Raw genomic sequence first — 17,282 nt, 5'->3', positions numbered from 1 at the left:
ACTTTTCGTGCCTTTGATTTGGTAGAGACGCCAAGGCGGTGGACGGCTCCCTCCGCTGTGGGTGGAAGGCTCTTCGACAGCGCTCCGGGGATGATCAGGCAGTGCGTGGCAAAAGGCGTGTGGCGTCTGAAAATGCCTTGCGATCACGAGCCTCAAGGTCAGATGCGATCCCATCCGCACTGGGCGCGTGCAGGTTCGGTCATTCGTTCTGGGCGGTCGTAAATTGCCGATGGGCGGATCGGAACCACGGGTCGCCCGAAGAGTTTGTCAAAAACGAACCCTCCGCGCATAGTAACGACATCGCCTAGTGTACACGACGGGAATACTTCGAAATGGACGGGATCTACTGCGGGCCACCGCCGTTGCCACAAAACCTCTGGGCAAGCTGGAATCTTGACCCCGTTCTCATTGCCGTCCTGGTCGGCATGGCGCTGATATTGCGGCGCGAACCGGCGGGGCTGGCAGCGGTGGCGATCATGTTTCTGGCTTTTGTCTCACCGTTATGCGCGCTTTCCTCGGCCTTGTTTTCGGCGCGGGTTGTGCATCACGTTCTCTTGGTCGCCGGGGCCGCACCGCTCCTTGCGTTGGCGCTTCGCAAAAGTCCAACCGGTGGAATCTCTTTGCCATTTGCAGCATCGACACTGGTGCTCTGGGCCTGGCACCACCCAGCGGCCTATGATCTGGCGCTTTCGAATGTCGTTGTCTACTGGTTGATGCAACTCACCCTTTTGGGCAGCGCGGTCTGGTTCTGGAGCGCGGTTTTCACCGCCGAGAATGCGCCGGTCGAGCGACTTCTGTTTGTCGTGGCAAGCTTTGCACAGATGGGCATGCTGGGCGCGGTTCTCACTTTCGCGCCCTCGGTGCTTTATGCGGCACACGTCATGGCGCCATTCGAATGGAATATGACACCGCTTTATGATCAGCAGCTTGGCGGGCTGATCATGTGGGTGCCTGCCGGCGTTCCCTATGCTGTCGCCGCCGTGGTCTTGGCGCGACGCAGCTGGACCCGACTGACGGGCAGTGCCGCGTGCTAGACTGGCTTGTCTCGGCAATTCCGATCTTCAAGGTCGTGCACATCGCGGCGCTGATCATGTGGTGCGGTGGGCTTCTTGCGCTGCCCTTGATGCTTTCGCGGCACGGCCCCTCGGTGATGGCTGATGATTACCGCATGATACGTCACGCCACACATATCACCTACACGCTTTGCGTCACGCCAGCGGCAGTCATCGCCGTAATCGCTGGGACGTGGCTGATTTTTTTGCGCGAAGCCTTCGAGCCTTGGCTGTTCGCCAAACTTGCCTTTGTTGCGCTGCTGGTCGCCTCCCATGCCTGGATCGGTCACATCGTCGCGAAAGTTGCCGAAGAGCCAACCCACCAGAACCCGCCGCAACCGTTCTTTGTCGTCGTCGCGGTCCTGATACCGATCCTTGTGATCCTGCCCTTGGTGCTTGCCAAACCGGCGTTTGATTGGATCGACTTTCCTGAATGGCTGTTGACGCCCAGGGGTGGTCAGCTGCCCTTCGACGTTCCGAGCCGATAATCGAAAACGAGCTTGCCGCCATGCCACCCTGTGAAACTGACCAGCAGCACGCACAGCCCCGACAGCAGTATGCCATAGGGCAACACCGCCTGTTCATAGCCGTACAGCCGATAGCCCCAGTTTGCCCCGAGGAGGGAAAGCAAGGTCACCGCGATGATAAAGTGCGTCCAGGCCGGAGCGCGGGCACGGATACCCGGGACCAGCAAAAGCTCGGCAGTGCCCGAAAATCCGGCGAACATGCCGAACAGAAATCCGGTTCCCGCAGCCCAAAGCGCGGCCCGTGCCCAGAACGCGTCGCCCGTCCACCAATAAAGCACATCCGCACCGAGAACGCAGAACGTCAGGGCCACCGGAAATGCGACGCTCATCGCGTGAATCGGGTGGCCAAGCACGGCAATGCGCGATTCCGTTTCGTGGAAACCCGGCAGCTCGCTGATTGGGTCGATCAGGTCTTCGGGTTCATTCTCTGCATTTTCCGTTGCCATGTCGCCACCATTCTCCGGCTTGTCATTCCTGCAATAACACTTTCAACGCTTCCCGGTTGCAAGGGGGTGCTTTCAGCCGTCGATCCGGCAGGGCCGGCAGCACAGACTATAGCAACGCTTTGGTGGGTGATGCTGGCCAGCGCCGCGCTGATTTTTGGGCTGGTCATGGTGCTTTTGGTGCTGGCGTTCCGCCGACGCAAAGGCCCTGGCGATGAGCCACAGCAAGTGCGTATCTGGATCATCGGACTGGGCCTTGTGTTTCCCATGTCAGTCCTCGCCGCGCTGCTTGTCTATGGCCTTGCCATCGGAGAGCGATTGTTGCCCCGCGAGGGTGACGACGTGGCCCGCGTGGGCGCTGAGGGCCGTCGTTGGGTCTGGACGTTCAGCTATGAGGATGCACCCGGGCGCACGACCCAAGACATTCTGCATATCCCAGCCGGTCGGCCTGTCGACGTAGCGATCACCACCGCCGATGTCATCCACAGTTTCTGGGTGCCGCGCCTGGCGGGCAAACTTGACGCGATACCCGGGCGCGTTAACACTCTGCGGATCGAGGCGGACGCGCCCGGCACCTATGCCGGGGTCAGCGCCGAATTCAGCGGTGCTGGATATGACCGATTCACTTTCTCGGTCACCGCCCATGATGCGGCGGGATGGGATGCATTTCTGAAAGGTGATACTGAATGAACGCCCTAGAGCGCCATCGAAAGCTGACCGCGATCTGGGCGTCCGAGCCGGGATGGCGCGGCTGGTTCTCGACCGTGAACCACACCGATCTGGGCCGGATGTTTCTGGTCACCGCGTTTTTCTTTTTCATCATCGGTGGCCTGCTGGCGATGCTGATCCGCGCACAGCTTGCCACACCACAATCGGCCTTTGCAGGGCCAGAGATCTATAACCAGATTTTCACGATGCACGGGACCATCATGATGTTCCTGTTTGCCATTCCGACGTTCGAGGGGCTGGCGATCTACCTTTTGCCGAAACTCCTTGGCACACGCGATCTCGCCTTCCCGCGCCTGACTGCCTATGGCTTCTGGTGCTACGTTTTTGGCGGAACAATGCTGCTTGTGGCGATGGTGCTCGGCATTGCACCGGATGGCGGATGGTTCATGTATCCGCCGCTGAGCGGCCCGCTTTATTCGCCGGGAATCAACACCGACTTCTGGCTGATAGGCATCACCTTTGTCGAGATTTCGGCCATCGCCGCCGCGGTCGAGATTACGGTTTCAATCCTGAAATACCGAGCGCCGGGCATGTCGCTGGACAAGATGCCGATCTTTGCCTGGTATGCGCTGATCACGGCGCTGATGATCCTGACCGGGTTTCCGCCGCTGATCCTCGGCTCGATCCTGCTGGAGGTCGAGCGCGCCTTCGGCCTGCCTTTCTTTCAGGCCGAACTGGGCGGCGACAGTCTGCTTTGGCAGCATCTGTTCTGGCTGTTCGGTCACCCCGAGGTCTATATTATCTTTCTGCCGGCGGCGGGCGTGATCTCGACCGTTCTGCCGGTGATGTGTCGCACCACGCTGTTGGGATATGGCTGGATCGTCGCAGCGGCGGTGTCGCTGGCCTTTCTGTCGTTCGGTCTGTGGGTCCATCATATGTTCACCACTGGCATTCCGCATATGGGGCTGGCCTTTTTCTCGGCGGCGTCCACGCTGGTTGCCGTGCCGACGGGGGTGCAGATTTTTGCCTGGATCGGCACGATCTGGAAAGGTCGGCCAGAGCTGCGCCTACCGATGCTTCACATCCTTGGGTTCTTCGCCACCTTCGTCATTGGCGGGCTGACCGGGGTGATGGTGGCCGTGGTACCCTTCGATTGGCAGGCCCATGATACCGCGTTCATCACGGCACACCTGCACTATGTGCTGTTCGGCGGCTTTGTCTTTCCGATCTTCGCCGGGGTGTATTACTGGCTGCCGCATTTCACCGGACGGCGGCGTTTCTTTCATCTGGGCGAGCTGGCCTTTGCCCTTGTCTTCATCGGCTTCCATGTCACGTTTTTGGCGATGCATTGGGTGGGGCTGTTGGGCCAGCGACGGCGCATCCCGACCTATGCGCCCGAGGACGGGTGGACCGCGATCAACCTGATCTCATCGGTGGGCAGCTTCGTCCTTGCCATCGGCATCGGGATGATCCTGATCGACGTGATTCTGCACGCGCTGACTGCCGCCCGGGGGCGACGCAATCCTTGGCGGGCGGGCACGCTGGAATGGGCCATGATCACCCCGCCGCCTGCCTATAATTTAGCCAGCCTGCCCCATGTAACCAGTCGGGAACCGCTGACCCAGGAACCGGACCTCGCCGTGCGACTGGCACGGGGCGAAGGGTATCTGGCAACGCCTCGCCACGGCTGGCGTGAAACGCTGACGGTGGACGTGGCCAGCGGCAGGCCAGATATGCATGTGCTCTATCCTACCAACACGCTTCTGCCGATCATCATGTCTGCTGTCACTGGCGTGTTCTTCCTGTCGCTGCTGTTGAAATTCTATTGGACCGTTCCGCTTGCCGTGGCCGGTGTCGCGTATCTCGCTTGGCGGTGGGTCTGGGTGCTGGGCCGCAAGGAAGATCTGGATGCGCTGCCGATGGGACATGGCATCACACTCCTTAATGCCGCCATGACCGACCATTCGCCCGGGTGGTGGGGAACAGTGTTCCTTCTGACCGCCAACGCGACCTTCTTCGGCTCGCTCCTGTTCGGCTTTGCGTTTTTATGGACCGTCGCGCCGGGATGGCCGCCGCCCGCCTGGTTCGTGGCGTCGCCAGTCGAGTTGGGCTTCGGCATTCTGGGCGCGGCTCTTGGCTGCTTTGCAATCGGCCATGCGATTGTTGTAAATCGCCGGAACGGCAGCCCGTTGCCCGGCCTTGTTCTGACCCTTGCAGGTGCGCTCGCGGTTGCTGTTGCATGCGCTGCGATGATGGCCCGAACACCGTCGCCCGAGGCACATGCCTACGGCGCAACGCTGTTCGTGCTCGGTAGCTACGGGCTGTTTCACGCGGTGCTTGGAGCATTGATGGCAAGCTTCCTGATTGCGCGTGTCCTGCAGGGTTTTACCTCGCCGATGCGTCGGGCCGAGTTTACCATTGTCGGCCTGTGGGTCGGCTATCTCTCGGTGGTTGGCACGCTCGTCCTGCTGGCCGGGCATCTGCCGGGTCTCGCCTCATGACGGACCTGATACGAATCCTGATCGCCCCTTTGGTATGGCTGGCGGCGTTCAGTGCAATCTATGGGCTGCATGGCCTGATCTGCGGGCACGGCATTGAAGGTGCGGCTTTGGGCCTTCCAATGCAGCGGCTCCTGCTCATCATGGCCTATATAGTTGCCGTCTTGCTCCAGGCGACGCTGCTTGCGGCGCTCTACCATCCGCGTCTGGCTTCGACCTCGAACTTCGTCAGCTTCGTCAGCCACGCCACCGGGTGGACCGGCCTTGTCGCGACGGGTTGGTCATTGCTGCCCGTCGTCATGACGTCCTACTGCACCTAACGAAGCAGCCGGGCGATCGGGCTGAACCGGCCCGAGACCTGTGCGGCGCGCGAAGGTTTGATCGGCTGTGACATCACGGACGGCGATTTGACAGCACACGCCATTGATCAGCTTGGCGATCAGTTGATTGTGATCCTCACGGCATCACGGCGAGACTCGACGGTGTATCTCGTTGCCGGTTCTCGTCTCTTTCATAGCAAACATTGATCCAAAGAGACCAGAACCTGTGACTACACAATACTATCGACACCACTGACCTGTTTTGAAAGCCAGTCGGGGTCCATTTCAGGCACGGAGGCAAGCAGTTTACGAGTGTACTCGTGCTGCGGACACTCAAGAATGTGCGTTGCTGTCCCCTGCTCGACGATTTTGCCGCGTTGCATGACGGTGACATCGTCGGCAATGGCGCGCACCGTCGAAAGGTCGTGCGTGATGAACATATAGCTCAGGCCATAGTCGCGCTGCACCCGCTGCAGCAGCGTCAGGATGTTTTCCGCTACGATCTGGTCAAGCGCGCTCGTGACTTCATCACAGATGATGAATTGCGGTTCGGCGGCCAGCGCACGTCCAATGCCGACGCGTTGCTTCTGTCCGCCCGATAGTTCTGCGGGGCTGCGGTCCATGTAAGTGTCTGGATCAAGCTCGATATCCGAAAGGATTTCCCGCACCCGCTCGCGCAGGGCGCGGCCGCGCAGACCGGCATAGAACGAAACCGGGCGGGCGATGATATCGCCTATGCGTTGACGGGGATTCAGGGCGGTATCGGCCATCTGATAAATCAACTGTACCTTGCGCAGCTGATCCCGGCTGCGCTTGCGATAGTCGGGCGGAAGAAGTTGACCGTCAAGACGCACCTCGCCGCTGCGCGGGGGCAGCAGGCCGGCAATCACACGGGCGGCTGTGGATTTTCCCGATCCGCTTTCGCCGACGACGGCACGGGTACGCCCGGCATGAACATCGAATCCGATATCCTGTAAGGCGGTGTCGTTGCTCCCATAGCCTGCGGTCACGTTGCTGATCTGCATCAAGGGCGCAGTGTCAGTCGGCGGCAGTGGTTTGGCGGGCGGGCGGATGTTGCGGACCGCCCAGAGCGATTTGGTATACGCCTCTCGCGGGGCATCGAGCATGGTCCGGGTCGCGGCCTCTTCCACGACTTCGCCGTGGCGCATGACCATGATCCGATCCGCCATCTGTGCGACAACTGCAAGATCGTGGGTGATGTAGAGGGCGGCAGTACCCAGTTCATTCACCGCGCTACGGATGGCCGAGAGGACTTCAATCTGGGTGGTCACGTCCAACGCCGTCGTCGGCTCATCGAATATGATCAAGTCCGGGCGACACGACATGGCCATTGCCGTCATTGCCCGCTGCAGTTGACCGCCCGACACCTGATGCGGATAGCGAAAGCCGATCTCTTTGGGATTGGGCAACCGCAGTTGTTCGTAAATCTCTATCGCGTCCTTCTCGGCCGCTTTGCGATCCATAAGGCCACGCAGGACAGGAAATTCGCAATACTGGTCGATCAACCGCCACGCCGGATTAAAGCTTGCCGCTGCCGATTGCGCGACATAGGCGATCCGGGTGGAGCGCAGCCCCGACAGGACCGCAGGACGCGCACCGATCAATTCGTTTCCGTCGAAGTTTGCGGAACCTCCGGCAAAACGGCAGCCGTTGCGACAAAAGCCCATGGCGGCAAGCCCGAGCGAGGATTTTCCCGCACCGCTTTCACCGATCACGCCGAGGACTTCGCCCTTGGCCAGATCAAGATCGATGCCGCGCAGGATGTGGGTGGTGCCGGACGCACCCTGCCCGTCCAGTCTCAGATCGCGTAGTTTCAGCAAGGCGGTCGGATCACTCATTCCTTCAGTCCCGTTGATTTGTGAAGCATCCAGTCGACGATGAAATTGACCGAGATCGTGAGGACCGCAATCGCGGCCGCGGGGATCAGCGGGGTGATATCTCCGAACGTGATCAGGGTCGCATTTTCCCGCACCATTGATCCCCAGTCCGCAAGCGGTGGCTGAATGCCCAGCCCAAGAAACGACAGCGCCGCGATGGCGAGAAAGACGAAACAAAAGCGAAGCCCGAATTCGGCGATCAGTGGCGCTGTGATGTTGGGTAGAATCTCGCGCGTCATCAGCCACCAGGGGCCTTCACCGCGCAGACGCGCCGCCTCGACATAATCCATAACGGCGATTGAACTGGCCGCCGCGCGGGTCAGGCGAAACACTCGCGTCGAATCCAGCACGGCAATGACCAGGATCAGGGTCGGGATGGATGTGCCAAAGATCGACAGCAGGAACAGTTTGAAGATCAGTTGCGGAATCGACATCAGCATGTCGACAATGCGCGACAGGATCGGTTCAAGCCATCCGCCGACCGTCACCGCGACAAGCCCGGCAGCCATGCCGATCGCAAAGGCAAGAATGGTGGTGACAAAGGCGATGCCCAGCGTATTGCGCCCGCCGTAAAGCAGCCGGGTAAGCATGTCGCGGCCCAGACTGTCGGTGCCCAGCGGGTGTGCCGAAGTCCATGGCAGGAATGCACCGCCGACGATCTCGCGTTGGGAATAGGGCGTAAGGGCTGGCGTCAGGATCGCCAGAACGATGTAAAGGATAACGATGACGATCCCGAACAGGGCCGTCGGCGGAACTTGGCGGAGATTTGCAAGGCGGGTTTTCATACTCATGTCCGGTGCAACTGCCGAGGGTCGGAGACGATAGCGATAACATCGGCGGTCAGGTTCAACAGGATGTAAGCCGAGGCAAAGATCATGCAGGACACCTGCACCACCGGCAGATCCCGGCTCGACACGCTGTCGACCAGCAACTGCCCCAACCCCGGATAGACGAACACCACTTCAACGACCACGACGCCGGTGATGAGATAGGCCAGGTTCAAGGCGATCACCGTGACGATGGGCCCAAGAGCGTTTGGCAGAACGTGGAACAGGATGACCCGCATTTCGCGCGCGCCCTTCAGCCGGGCCATTTCAACATAGGGCAGCGACAGCAGGTTCACCAAAGACGCACGGGTCATGCGCATCATATGGGCAACAACGACAAGGGTAAGCGTCAACGCCGGCAGGATCGTGAACACGATCCGGTCCGGCAGGCCCATTGTCGGAGAAATCGCCGACATCGGCGGCAGGATGCCCGCCCGGATCGCGAATGCGAATATCAACACATAGCCGATGAAGAACTCGGGCATGGAGATGGACGTCAGCGTCACGGCATTGATCAGCCGGTCAAAGAGCGAGTTTCGCCACAGGGCGGCAAGCAACCCCAAACAAAGCGCCAGCGGCACCGAGATCAGGGCCGCCATGCCCGCGAGGAACATCGTGTTGCCCAAACGTGTCCCGATCAACTCGGACACCGGACGGCCATTGGACAGCGACGTTCCGAAATCTCCGGTCAGAACGGCGATCTGCCAGTTCCAGTACCGCAGTAGAGCCGGTTGATTCAGATGAAGCTCCTTACGCAGCGCGGCCACCGTTTCGGGTGTCGCGGACTGACCGAGGATCGCCTCGGCTGTATCGCCCGGCAAAGCCTCGATGGCGAAAAACACGCCAAAAGATACAAACCAGAGCGTCAACAGCCCCAGGCCAAGCCGCTTGGCGATCAGTATGAGTATCGGATTCATGTCTAAGCCCATCTCGAAACTGTTGTGCGGACGCCGTGGTCATACGGCGCCCGCACTTGTTTGCATTCGCGGTCCAGCCGATCAGGCCATCCACCACCGTTCGAGAAAACGCAGCCCGTCGAGGTCAAGATTGTTGCCCGTCACCTCGGGCGTTGCGACGGTATCCCGCAGGCCGACAATATAATCCGCAAACATCGGAACGACCGCACCACCGTCGTCGTGCACCAGTTTCTGCATCTCGTGATACATCTCTCGGCGCTTTCCCTCATCCAGTTCACCACGGGCGGCGATCAGGATTTTATCGAATCTTTCGTTATTCCAAGCGGTCTCGTTCCACGGCGCGCCGCTGGCATAAGTCAGCGAGAACATCGCGTCGGCGGTTGGCCGACCACTCCAGAATGAAGCAGCCCAGGGCTTGTTCCGCCAAATGTTCTTCCAATACCCATCATTCGGTTCACGGGCGACCTTGATGTCGATCCCCGCCGCACGGGCGCTTTCGCTGTACAGCGTGGCGGCGTCGACTGCGCCGGTAAAGGCGGCGTCAGCCGCATGCAATTCGGTTGAAATGCTGTCCAGGCCGGCCTCTTTCATGTGAAAGCGTGCCCGGTCGGGATCATAGCTGTGCTGCTCAAGATCCGCATTGAAATAGGGCGACGAACTCGGGATCGGATGATCGTTGCCGACCGAACCATACCCGCCAAGGATCTTTTCGACCATTTCTTCGCGGTTGACCGCGTATTTCAGGGCCAGCCGGACATTGCGGTCGGTGAAGGGATCCTGCGTCACGTTCATGGCGAACGAGAAATGCTGCGGTCCCGAGGTGCGGAACAGGCGCACGCCGGACGCACTTTCGACCCGGCTTGCCGTGGTGGCATCAATCCGGTCGGCAATATCCACCTGTCCGGTGGCGATGGCGGTTATTCTGGCAGTCTTGTCGGCAACGGTCAGAAGCTCGATTTCGTCGAAATAGGCAGAGTCGGGCTTCCAATAGTTGGCGAACCGCTTGAACTCGGTGCGCACGCCCGGCTCATAGCTTTCCACGACATAACCACCGGTGCCCACACCTTCGGAGAAATCGATCTTGCCGTTCTCAGAGGGAAAGATCGAAAAGTGGAAATCCGATATCAGATAGGCAAAATCGGCGTTCGGCTCGTGAAGCGTCATCACGACCCAAGGGCCGTCAATCGAGATTTCAGCGATGCTCTCAGCGCTGGATTTTACGGCCGATTTGCTCCCGTCCACGCGATGATAGTCGATCGAGGCGACGACATCTTCGGGCGTCAGGGTCTTGCCATTGTGGAATTCGACCCCTTCACGGATCTTGAAACGCCAGACATCGGCGGTGGCATTTGCCTCGAAACGCTCGGCAAGTTCGCCACGCAGCGTTTGGTCCGGCGCGATCTCGGTCAGCATGTTGTTGCGGGCGAAGGTCTGGGCGCGCATGTAGAAGTTGCTGTAAAGTGCCGGATCGAAACTGTCCGAGGTGCTGCCGTGTCCCATGGCGGCACGAAGACGCCCGCCGCGTGTGGGCTGGGCAAATGCCGCACGTGGCAACGTGGATGCAAGACCGAGAGCCGTTGCGCCTTGAATGAAAGTCCGTCTGTTCGTCCGTAGCATTTTCTCTCCTTATCCTCCTGAATTGTTCGCCAGAGGGTGCGCGTCACCTGTCTGGGGGGCCGGGGTGTGGCCGAATGCCTGAGCGCGGCAGGCCTCGGGGCCGCCAAGTTCTGCAATGCGTCGGCGCTGATCCTGAAACGCACTGTGGTTTACGCTTTCGGGATCGCAGATGTCCGTGAGCCGCCGCAGCCCTTCGTCGCGCGCCGTCACATATTCCGCTTGGGATGACTCTCCCAGATCGCAGCACTCGCATGGGTCTGCGACCAGATCGAAGAGCTGCGGCCTCATTCCGGCATAGTGAATATATTTCCAGCGATCCCAGCGCACCATGAAACTGCCGGTGGAGGATCCGCCGTCATGATACTCGCTCAGCACTGTCCGGTCGGGTCGGTCAGGCGCCCCCGCCAGGTCCACAAGAGACTCGCCGGGCAACCCGTCCTGAAAAGCGGTGTCGCCGAAAAGCCCGGCCGCGGTCGGCGCGATATCGACAAGGCTCGCCGGAGTCTGAACCCGATGACCGGCGGGAATTTGCGGCCCGGCCAGGATCATCGGCACTCCGACCGAACCCTCAAACATCACCGATTTGGTCCAGAACCCATGGTCGCCCAGCATCTCGCCGTGATCGGAGACATAGACGATAAGCGTATCGTCTTCCTGCCCCGAAGTGCGCAACGCGGCCAGAACCCGGCCCACGCAATCATCCATAAAGCTGACCAGCGCGAAATAGGCGGCCTGCGCCTTGCTCACGCCATCGGGTTCGAAATGGCGGGCATAGTCGTAAAACTCGGCCAAGTGGGCAAGCTCAGGATGGTCGGGCGCCGCCGTATCGCCATGGCCTATCGGTTCTGGAATCTCGGCATCGTCGTAAAGATCAAGAAACTCTTGCGGTGCGCACAGTGGATAATGTGGCGTCACGAGGGAAACAAAGGCGGCCCAGGGTTTCGTCGTACTATCGCAGGACGCAAGCCAGGATTCGACTTGACGGGTGACGGCCCGATCATAGGCGGAATACTCTGTCTCGCCCGCCCCCACATCCGCGGCCAGGCCTTGCGTCGCATCGTATTGCGGCGGCTCCTCGCGCAGCAGTCCGACGGTCCAGCCGCGCCCTTCGTGGACATGCATCGGCAACACCTCACGCGTGAAACCATTGTCATCCGAGGTGCCGCGGAAATGCAGCTTGCCGAAGGAAAAGGTCTCTGCGCCGCTGTCACGCACCGCGTGCATCCAGCTTTTGGGATGGCCATCATAGGGCGCAGCACTGTCCCAATTGCCCGTACGGTGAACATATTGTCCAGTTGCAAGCGCCGCCCGCGCCGGCACACAAATCGGCGACGGCGTATAGGCATTGTCGAACACGGTTCCCCGCGCCGCCAGCGCGTCGAGGTTCGGTGTCTTGACGACACCGTGCCCCATGCAGCCCATCGCATCGCGCCGGTGTTCATCCGCCATGATCACCAATAGGTTCCGCGCCGCTTTGGTCACGATGTGTACTCCGGCTCTTCGGCATTGAGAATGGCGCGTATCGCCGCGAAATGACGATCAGCAAAGCCCGGATAGCTTTCCCATTGGCGTGCGGTCTTTTCAGCCACCACATCGCTTGCGATATTCAGATCGCGCCCGGTGGACAGGGCGGTGATGTAGGTCTCTGCCGCGCGTTCGAAATAGTAGATGTCGTCAAAACACCGGGCGACCGTCGGCCCAGCGACCAAAACGCCGTGTTGCCCCATCAGCATGATCGAACGGTCGCCAAGGCCGCGCGCCAGACGCTCGGCCTCGTCACCCAGACCCATGCCGTCGAACCCGTCATCGACCGCGACACGGTTGAAAAAGCGCATGGTGTTCTGGTCGATCGCAGGAAGGGTCGGATCTTTCAGACAGGCCAGAACAGTGGCGTATTTCGAATGAAGGTGCATGATGCATCTGGCGTGGGGAACACTGCGGTGGATCGCGCCATGGATCGCAACCGCGGTCGGGTCGATCCTGTCATCACCCGCGCCGTCAGAATCGGCAGCCAGATCCAAAAGGTCCGAGGCACGCATCTGCGACCAGTGCTGCCCATAGGGATTGATGAGGAACCGTTTTCCATCCTCCGACGCCAGACTGTAATGGTTCGCGATCCCTTCGTGCAGGCCCAACCTTGCGGTAAATCGCAGCGCGGCGGCAAGATCTTCTCGGTCAGTCTGGTGCGTCATCTGTCTCTCCTTGATCTGCACCAAGGACTATGGGCTTGCATCTCGCGGCACAAATTAATAATTTTTACCCTAAGTCATAAGTAAAACGGTAGTACATGCAGCACCCCCTCTCTTGGATTCGAAGCTTTGAAGCGACGGCACGGCACGGCAATTTCACCCGCGCCGCCGAAGAACTCGGTCTCACCCAGGCCGCTGTCAGTCAACATATCAAGGGTCTGGAAGAACGGCTTGGGATCCAGTTGTTCGAGAGGCAGGCGCGCGGCGCCATGCTCAGCAGTGTCGGGGCCGAACTCTACAAATCTGTCGCCGAAGGGATCGGAACAATTGAAGCCGCACTTGAACGTTTCAGTGAAACGAACGAGGCAAGGTTACATATCCTATGCAACACCAGTTTAGCCTTGAACTGGTTGTCGCCCAGACTGACGCAATTCCTGTCCCAGCATCCAGAACTCGACTTTCGTCTCAGCACTGCGCTGTGGCAAACCGACGCGATCGGCGTGAAGGCCGACGTCTCGATTTTTCTCGCACCGACCAAGGAAGGAAAACTGAAGCAGATCGTCGGAGGGGATCTGATCATGGTCGAGCCGACAGACAAAAGCGTACCGGACCTAAGCGTCGTTCAGGTGGTCGGCTTTGAAAAGATGTTCGAAGGATTTCGAAAGAGTCTTGATACCGACGACGTCCCGCCCCCCAGGATCATCGAATGTGACAGCTTTCACATTGCCTTGCAGATCGTCGCCGCAGGTGGCGGGCGGACAATCGCGCCTCGGTTGCTTGCGAACACCGGAATCGTGAATGGCTCCCTGCGCGACATCGGCCCATGTGAATTTCATCTGCCGATGCACTACTGGGCGAAGTTGAACAGCACCAAGTCAACGGCAGCCAGGGCCTTCATCGACTGGGTCGCTCTCACCGCCGAAAAGGAGCTTCGTTGATCAGCGCCAACGACTGCTCGGATCCGCTCCACAAAACTGAGTTTCTCTCACGAAAGTCCCGTGTGGTCACCAATTGCCAAGCTCTGGTGGCAAATCTCGCCACGATGTTGCATCTCTGGCCAGCCAGAGAATCGCGTCCACAAAGAGCCGGTTATCGATTCCGGTCCGTCCCCGGTCGCCCCGCTTGCCAGGAAGAAGGGCTTCTATCCGCGCCCACTGCGCATCTGTTAAAGTTCGTCTGCTCAAGATCGCCTCCATTCTCAATCTTGAATCAAACATCAACCCGTTTACCAATCCCCTAGATGCAGGCACCGCCTAGGCGTTCATCTGATCTCTTTGCAAAACCGGCTTCAAGGTTTCGAGAAGGAAATCCATGAAGCATCGCACCTTCGGCGTCAGCACGTTCGATCGGGGATAGATCAGCCAGAGGACTGAGGCGTCGTCTAGCCGCCAGTCTGGCAGGATATGCACCAGACGGCCCGCGGCGAGTTCCTCCGCGACGCTCCACAAAGAGTTGACCGACACTCCTCCGCAAGCGACCGTCGCCACCCGCTGGGAAGTGCCGTCGTCAAGAATCGTGCGGCAGATCATCTTGCATGGGTCGAGGGTCGCTCGCCGGCCATCAATATGGATGAGCGTGCGTGGGGCAACATTGGCCCAAGCCAGAAATTCGTGACCCGGCAGGTCCTCGGGTATTTGCGGCGTGCCGTTGCGCGCCAGATAGTCTGGGGCTGCACATAGGATACGTGTGTCATCGGCCAGTTTGCGGCCCCGCAGGCTGCTGTCCTGCAAGGGCCCGCTGCGCAGGGCGAGGTCGAAACTGCCTTCAATCAGGTCGAACCGGGTATCGGACAGACGCAGATCCAGTGTGATCTTCGGATATCGATCGTGAAACGCCGAAAGCAGCGGCATGATGTGCAACTGTGCAAAGCTGCTGGGCGCGGCGAAACGCAATATGCCCGAAGGCTCCGCCGCATTCAGGCCAAGGGCCGCACGCCCTGCTTCGGATTGGGCTAGGATCTCGCGGGCATAGGGCAGAAAGGCGTCGCCTTCCTGTGACAGGGACACCTTGCGCGTGGTGCGGTGCAGCAATTCCGCACCCAGCTCATGCTCGAGCTTTGCCAGACGCGCACTGGCCATCGCGGGGGCGAGGCCAAGGCTGCGCCCGGCGGCAGAGATGTTCAGGCGTTCGGCAGCCGCCACAAAAAGCCGCAGGGTATCGGTGTCCATCTCACCCTCATTATATCAAAAACCGGAATTCTGAACTCAGATATGCGCCGTTTCTTCTGATTTTCAAAGGTGTATCTTCCTGTCAAGTGAAGACGCACAAACCTCAGGAGCGCGAAATGAAAGCAATCGGATATACGCAGACCGGTCCCGTAGATGGCAGCGGTGCCTTGCAGATCGTTGAAGTGGATCGCCCGCAGGTTGGCCCGCGCGACCTTTTGGTTGCCGTCAGAGGCATTTCGGTCAACCCGGTCGATGTCAAACTGCGCGCCGCCCGCGCACCTGAAGGCGGGCCGGGCATTCTTGGTTTCGACGCCGCTGGCGTGGTTGTGGAAACCGGCACAGAGGTGACGGGCTATAAGGTCGGCGACGACGTATTCTACGCCGGCGACGTAACCCGCGCCGGGACCAACGCTGAATTTCACGCCGTTGACGAACGCATCGTCGGGCGCAAACCTGAGTCGCTGGACTTTGCCGAGGCTGCGGGGATGCCGCTGACCGCGATCACCGCGTGGGAGATGTTGTTCGACAGCTTCCGCCTGACTGAAGGTGGCGGCGCGGGGCAAAGCCTGCTGGTGATCGGCGGTGCCGGCGGGGTTGGCTCGATCATGATCCAGCTGGCAAAACGCCTGACCGGGCTGACCGTCATCGCGACCGCTTCGCGGCCTGAGACGCAGGAGTGGGTGCGCAAGATGGGTGCCGATCATGTGGTCGACCACCGCGGTGATCTTGCGGCGCAGATGAACGACCTTGGACTTGCCCCGACTTACGTCGCAGCACTGACCGCCACCGACCAGCACTGGCCTGCAATTGTGGAACTGATCGCGCCGCGCGGTCATATCGCGTTGATTGACGACCCCGATAATCTGAACATTGCCCCTGCCAAGCCAAAGGCGCTGAGCATTTCGTGGGAGTTCATGTTCACCCGGTCGATGTTCGGTACCGAAGACATAGCCGTACAGCGCGATCTGCTGAACCGTGTCGCCGACATGCTGGATGACGGCACATTGCAATCCACCGTGACCGAACGTGCCGATGTGCTGACGGTCGAAACCCTGACCAAAGCACAAAAACTCCAGGAAACCGGCCGCGTGATCGGCAAGCAGGTCCTGCCCGGCCTGTCCACCTGAACCAACAGGGAGAAAGGCCATTGACTGCCTGTTCCATTCTCGAAGTCACCCCACTGAAGGATGACTGGATCCCTGACTAATTGCCGACCGCCAATAGGGTGCTTGCGCGCCATGGCGGCAAATACTTCGCCCGCACATACGGGCATGAACAGTTCGAAGGCCCGGAACGCGGAGCCGCCCTGCGGATCCTGATCGAATGGCCCTCGGAAGACGCAGCGAAAGCGTTCATGCAAGACCCCGAGTATGCCCCGCATCTGGAAGCACGGCATGCCGGGTCGGACAGTTTCCACTGGCTGATCAAGGGTCAGGGCGATCTGGCCTGAACTGTGCGGGCTGTCCCTTGCGGGGCGGCCCCAACCCGAAAGATGTTTCGATGCGCGGTGAATTGCACCAGACCTTCCCGCGGATCAACCGTGGCTGCAATGCGGCGTTTCAGGCCGGGCGGTTGAGCCTTGGTCTTGTCGTGCCTATCGCGCAATACTCGGCCAGCATGGCGCTTCGCCAGACGACGGGCTTTGTGGAAAGCCTCTTGTGGCTGGCGGGGCTGGACTGGGACGTGCCAGATTTCAGCACCATCTGCCGAGGACGCTTGCGGTCAACATTCCGTATCGCGGTTCAAAGGGTCCGCTGCATCTCCTGATCCCCTCTCATCGCTGCAAGCAGCGACTGCCGGGGCAATGCATGGCACGGGACTTCGACCGACAGGTCGCGGAGGTTCAGGTTCGTATCGCGATCCTGAATGGCTACACCACCCTTGGCATCCCCGTCACGAAGGCCATGGGATGAATCCGTCTGGGAAAGGGGAGCCCCGTCCGACAGCCGATTTGTGCATGTATGGATGCCCCCATTGATGCAAGTGGTTTTTGAACGGCGCGAGCGTGTGATCGGGTGCGGTCATGTATCAGGCCTCTGTGTGCGGTTCTGATGTGACCGCGGGCCGGTATGGCGATGCGCGGACCAGAGGCATATCAACAGACCGAGCTCGTGGCTCCTGCGCAAATGCTGCTTTCTCTGACCCGGATCTGATCGA

The 17,282-nt window shown here is 60.0% G+C and carries 16 protein-coding genes and 2 pseudogenes; 9 read left to right on the top strand and 9 right to left on the bottom strand.

Translation table 11 applies throughout. The features are described from left to right. The first annotated feature begins 332 nt into the window (after positions 1 to 332). Together FQ320_RS21290 and FQ320_RS21285 are read left to right on the top strand one after the other, a co-directional pair. Positions 333 to 1,034, top strand: a complete 702-nt coding sequence (locus tag FQ320_RS21290) for a cytochrome c oxidase assembly protein (protein ID WP_148475330.1) — start codon at positions 333 to 335, stop codon at positions 1,032 to 1,034. After that, on the top strand, positions 1,028 to 1,540 hold the full coding sequence (locus FQ320_RS21285; RefSeq protein ID WP_148475329.1) for a CopD family protein: 513 nt from the start codon (positions 1,028 to 1,030) through the stop codon (positions 1,538 to 1,540). Before FQ320_RS21290 ends, FQ320_RS21285 begins: the two co-directional genes overlap by 7 nt. Here FQ320_RS21285 and FQ320_RS21280 read toward each other — a convergent pair. Further along, positions 1,510 to 2,025: a DUF2231 domain-containing protein gene (locus tag FQ320_RS21280; protein ID WP_148475328.1), complete on the bottom strand. Its 516-nt coding sequence runs from the start codon at positions 2,023 to 2,025 to the stop codon at positions 1,510 to 1,512. The two genes, FQ320_RS21285 and FQ320_RS21280, sit on opposite strands and share 31 nt — an antisense overlap. Positions 2,026 to 2,091: 66 nt before the next feature. On the opposite strand from FQ320_RS21280, the gene FQ320_RS21275 reads away from it, so the two are divergent. From FQ320_RS21275 to FQ320_RS21265, 3 genes are read left to right on the top strand one after another with little or no spacing between them, the layout of a single operon-like run. Further along, positions 2,092 to 2,712 (top strand): cytochrome c oxidase subunit II, encoded by a 621-nt coding sequence (locus FQ320_RS21275; protein ID WP_255509655.1) that lies wholly within the window; start codon positions 2,092 to 2,094, stop codon positions 2,710 to 2,712. After that, a complete protein-coding gene (gene ctaD, locus FQ320_RS21270; RefSeq protein WP_148475327.1) occupies positions 2,709 to 5,192 on the top strand; it encodes a cytochrome c oxidase subunit I in 2,484 nt (827 codons plus the stop codon). The genes FQ320_RS21275 and ctaD overlap by 4 nt, the downstream gene beginning before the upstream one ends. Continuing rightward, the gene (locus FQ320_RS21265) at positions 5,189 to 5,509 is read left to right on the top strand and encodes a hypothetical protein (RefSeq protein WP_148475326.1); all 321 of its coding nucleotides are present in this window, start codon (positions 5,189 to 5,191) and stop codon (positions 5,507 to 5,509) included. The genes ctaD and FQ320_RS21265 overlap by 4 nt, the downstream gene beginning before the upstream one ends. 230 nt (positions 5,510 to 5,739) lie before the next feature. Here the strand turns inward: FQ320_RS21265 and FQ320_RS21260 are convergent, their stop codons facing one another. The 6 genes from FQ320_RS21260 to FQ320_RS21235 form a co-directional block, all read right to left on the bottom strand. Then, a complete protein-coding gene (locus FQ320_RS21260; RefSeq protein ID WP_148475325.1) occupies positions 5,740 to 7,368 on the bottom strand; it encodes an ABC transporter ATP-binding protein in 1,629 nt (542 codons plus the stop codon). Then, a complete protein-coding gene (locus FQ320_RS21255; protein ID WP_255509654.1) occupies positions 7,365 to 8,192 on the bottom strand; it encodes an ABC transporter permease in 828 nt (275 codons plus the stop codon). The genes FQ320_RS21260 and FQ320_RS21255 overlap by 4 nt, the downstream gene beginning before the upstream one ends. A gap of 2 nt (positions 8,193 to 8,194) precedes the next feature. Continuing rightward, a complete protein-coding gene (locus FQ320_RS21250) occupies positions 8,195 to 9,151 on the bottom strand; it encodes an ABC transporter permease (protein WP_148475323.1) in 957 nt (318 codons plus the stop codon). A gap of 81 nt (positions 9,152 to 9,232) precedes the next feature. Then, complete coding sequence (locus tag FQ320_RS21245; protein WP_148475322.1) at positions 9,233 to 10,768, bottom strand: ABC transporter substrate-binding protein; 1,536 nt, start codon at positions 10,766 to 10,768, stop codon at positions 9,233 to 9,235. A gap of 9 nt (positions 10,769 to 10,777) precedes the next feature. After that, entirely contained in the window at positions 10,778 to 12,250 is a 1,473-nt protein-coding gene (locus FQ320_RS21240; RefSeq protein WP_148475321.1) for a sulfatase-like hydrolase/transferase, read from the bottom strand. After that, positions 12,247 to 12,960, bottom strand: a complete 714-nt coding sequence (locus FQ320_RS21235; RefSeq protein ID WP_148475320.1) for a class II aldolase/adducin family protein — start codon at positions 12,958 to 12,960, stop codon at positions 12,247 to 12,249. The genes FQ320_RS21240 and FQ320_RS21235 overlap by 4 nt, the downstream gene beginning before the upstream one ends. Positions 12,961 to 13,055: 95 nt before the next feature. On the opposite strand from FQ320_RS21235, the gene FQ320_RS21230 reads away from it, so the two are divergent. Beyond that, positions 13,056 to 13,895 carry a LysR family transcriptional regulator gene (locus FQ320_RS21230; protein ID WP_148475319.1) on the top strand — a complete coding sequence of 280 codons (840 nt, stop codon included), beginning with the start codon at positions 13,056 to 13,058 and terminating at the stop codon, positions 13,893 to 13,895. 69 nt (positions 13,896 to 13,964) lie between these two features. Here the strand turns inward: FQ320_RS21230 and FQ320_RS21225 are convergent. Both FQ320_RS21225 and FQ320_RS21220 read right to left on the bottom strand, forming a co-directional pair. Continuing rightward, positions 13,965 to 14,141: pseudogene (locus FQ320_RS21225) on the bottom strand (transposase); the annotation flags it as partial. A gap of 69 nt (positions 14,142 to 14,210) precedes the next feature. Continuing rightward, positions 14,211 to 15,125, bottom strand: a complete 915-nt coding sequence (locus tag FQ320_RS21220; protein WP_148475318.1) for a LysR family transcriptional regulator — start codon at positions 15,123 to 15,125, stop codon at positions 14,211 to 14,213. 116 nt (positions 15,126 to 15,241) lie between these two features. Between FQ320_RS21220 and FQ320_RS21215 the strand changes: the two genes are divergently transcribed. The 3 genes and pseudogenes from FQ320_RS21215 to FQ320_RS26610 form a co-directional block, all read left to right on the top strand. Continuing rightward, the gene (locus tag FQ320_RS21215) at positions 15,242 to 16,252 is read left to right on the top strand and encodes a zinc-binding alcohol dehydrogenase family protein (RefSeq protein WP_148475317.1); all 1,011 of its coding nucleotides are present in this window, start codon (positions 15,242 to 15,244) and stop codon (positions 16,250 to 16,252) included. Positions 16,253 to 16,332: 80 nt separating this feature from the next. Then, the gene (locus tag FQ320_RS21210; RefSeq protein ID WP_187394020.1) at positions 16,333 to 16,575 is read left to right on the top strand and encodes a DUF1330 domain-containing protein; all 243 of its coding nucleotides are present in this window, start codon (positions 16,333 to 16,335) and stop codon (positions 16,573 to 16,575) included. A 167-nt stretch (positions 16,576 to 16,742) separates the two neighbouring features. Further along, positions 16,743 to 16,942: pseudogene (locus tag FQ320_RS26610) on the top strand (transposase); the annotation flags it as partial. Positions 16,943 to 17,282: the final 340 nt, after the last annotated feature.

It is taken from the genome of Oceaniovalibus sp. ACAM 378, assembly GCF_008085915.1.
Taxonomy (GTDB): Bacteria; Pseudomonadota; Alphaproteobacteria; order Rhodobacterales; family Rhodobacteraceae; genus Oceaniglobus.
This window is presented reverse-complemented; position numbering and strand designations above follow the sequence as displayed.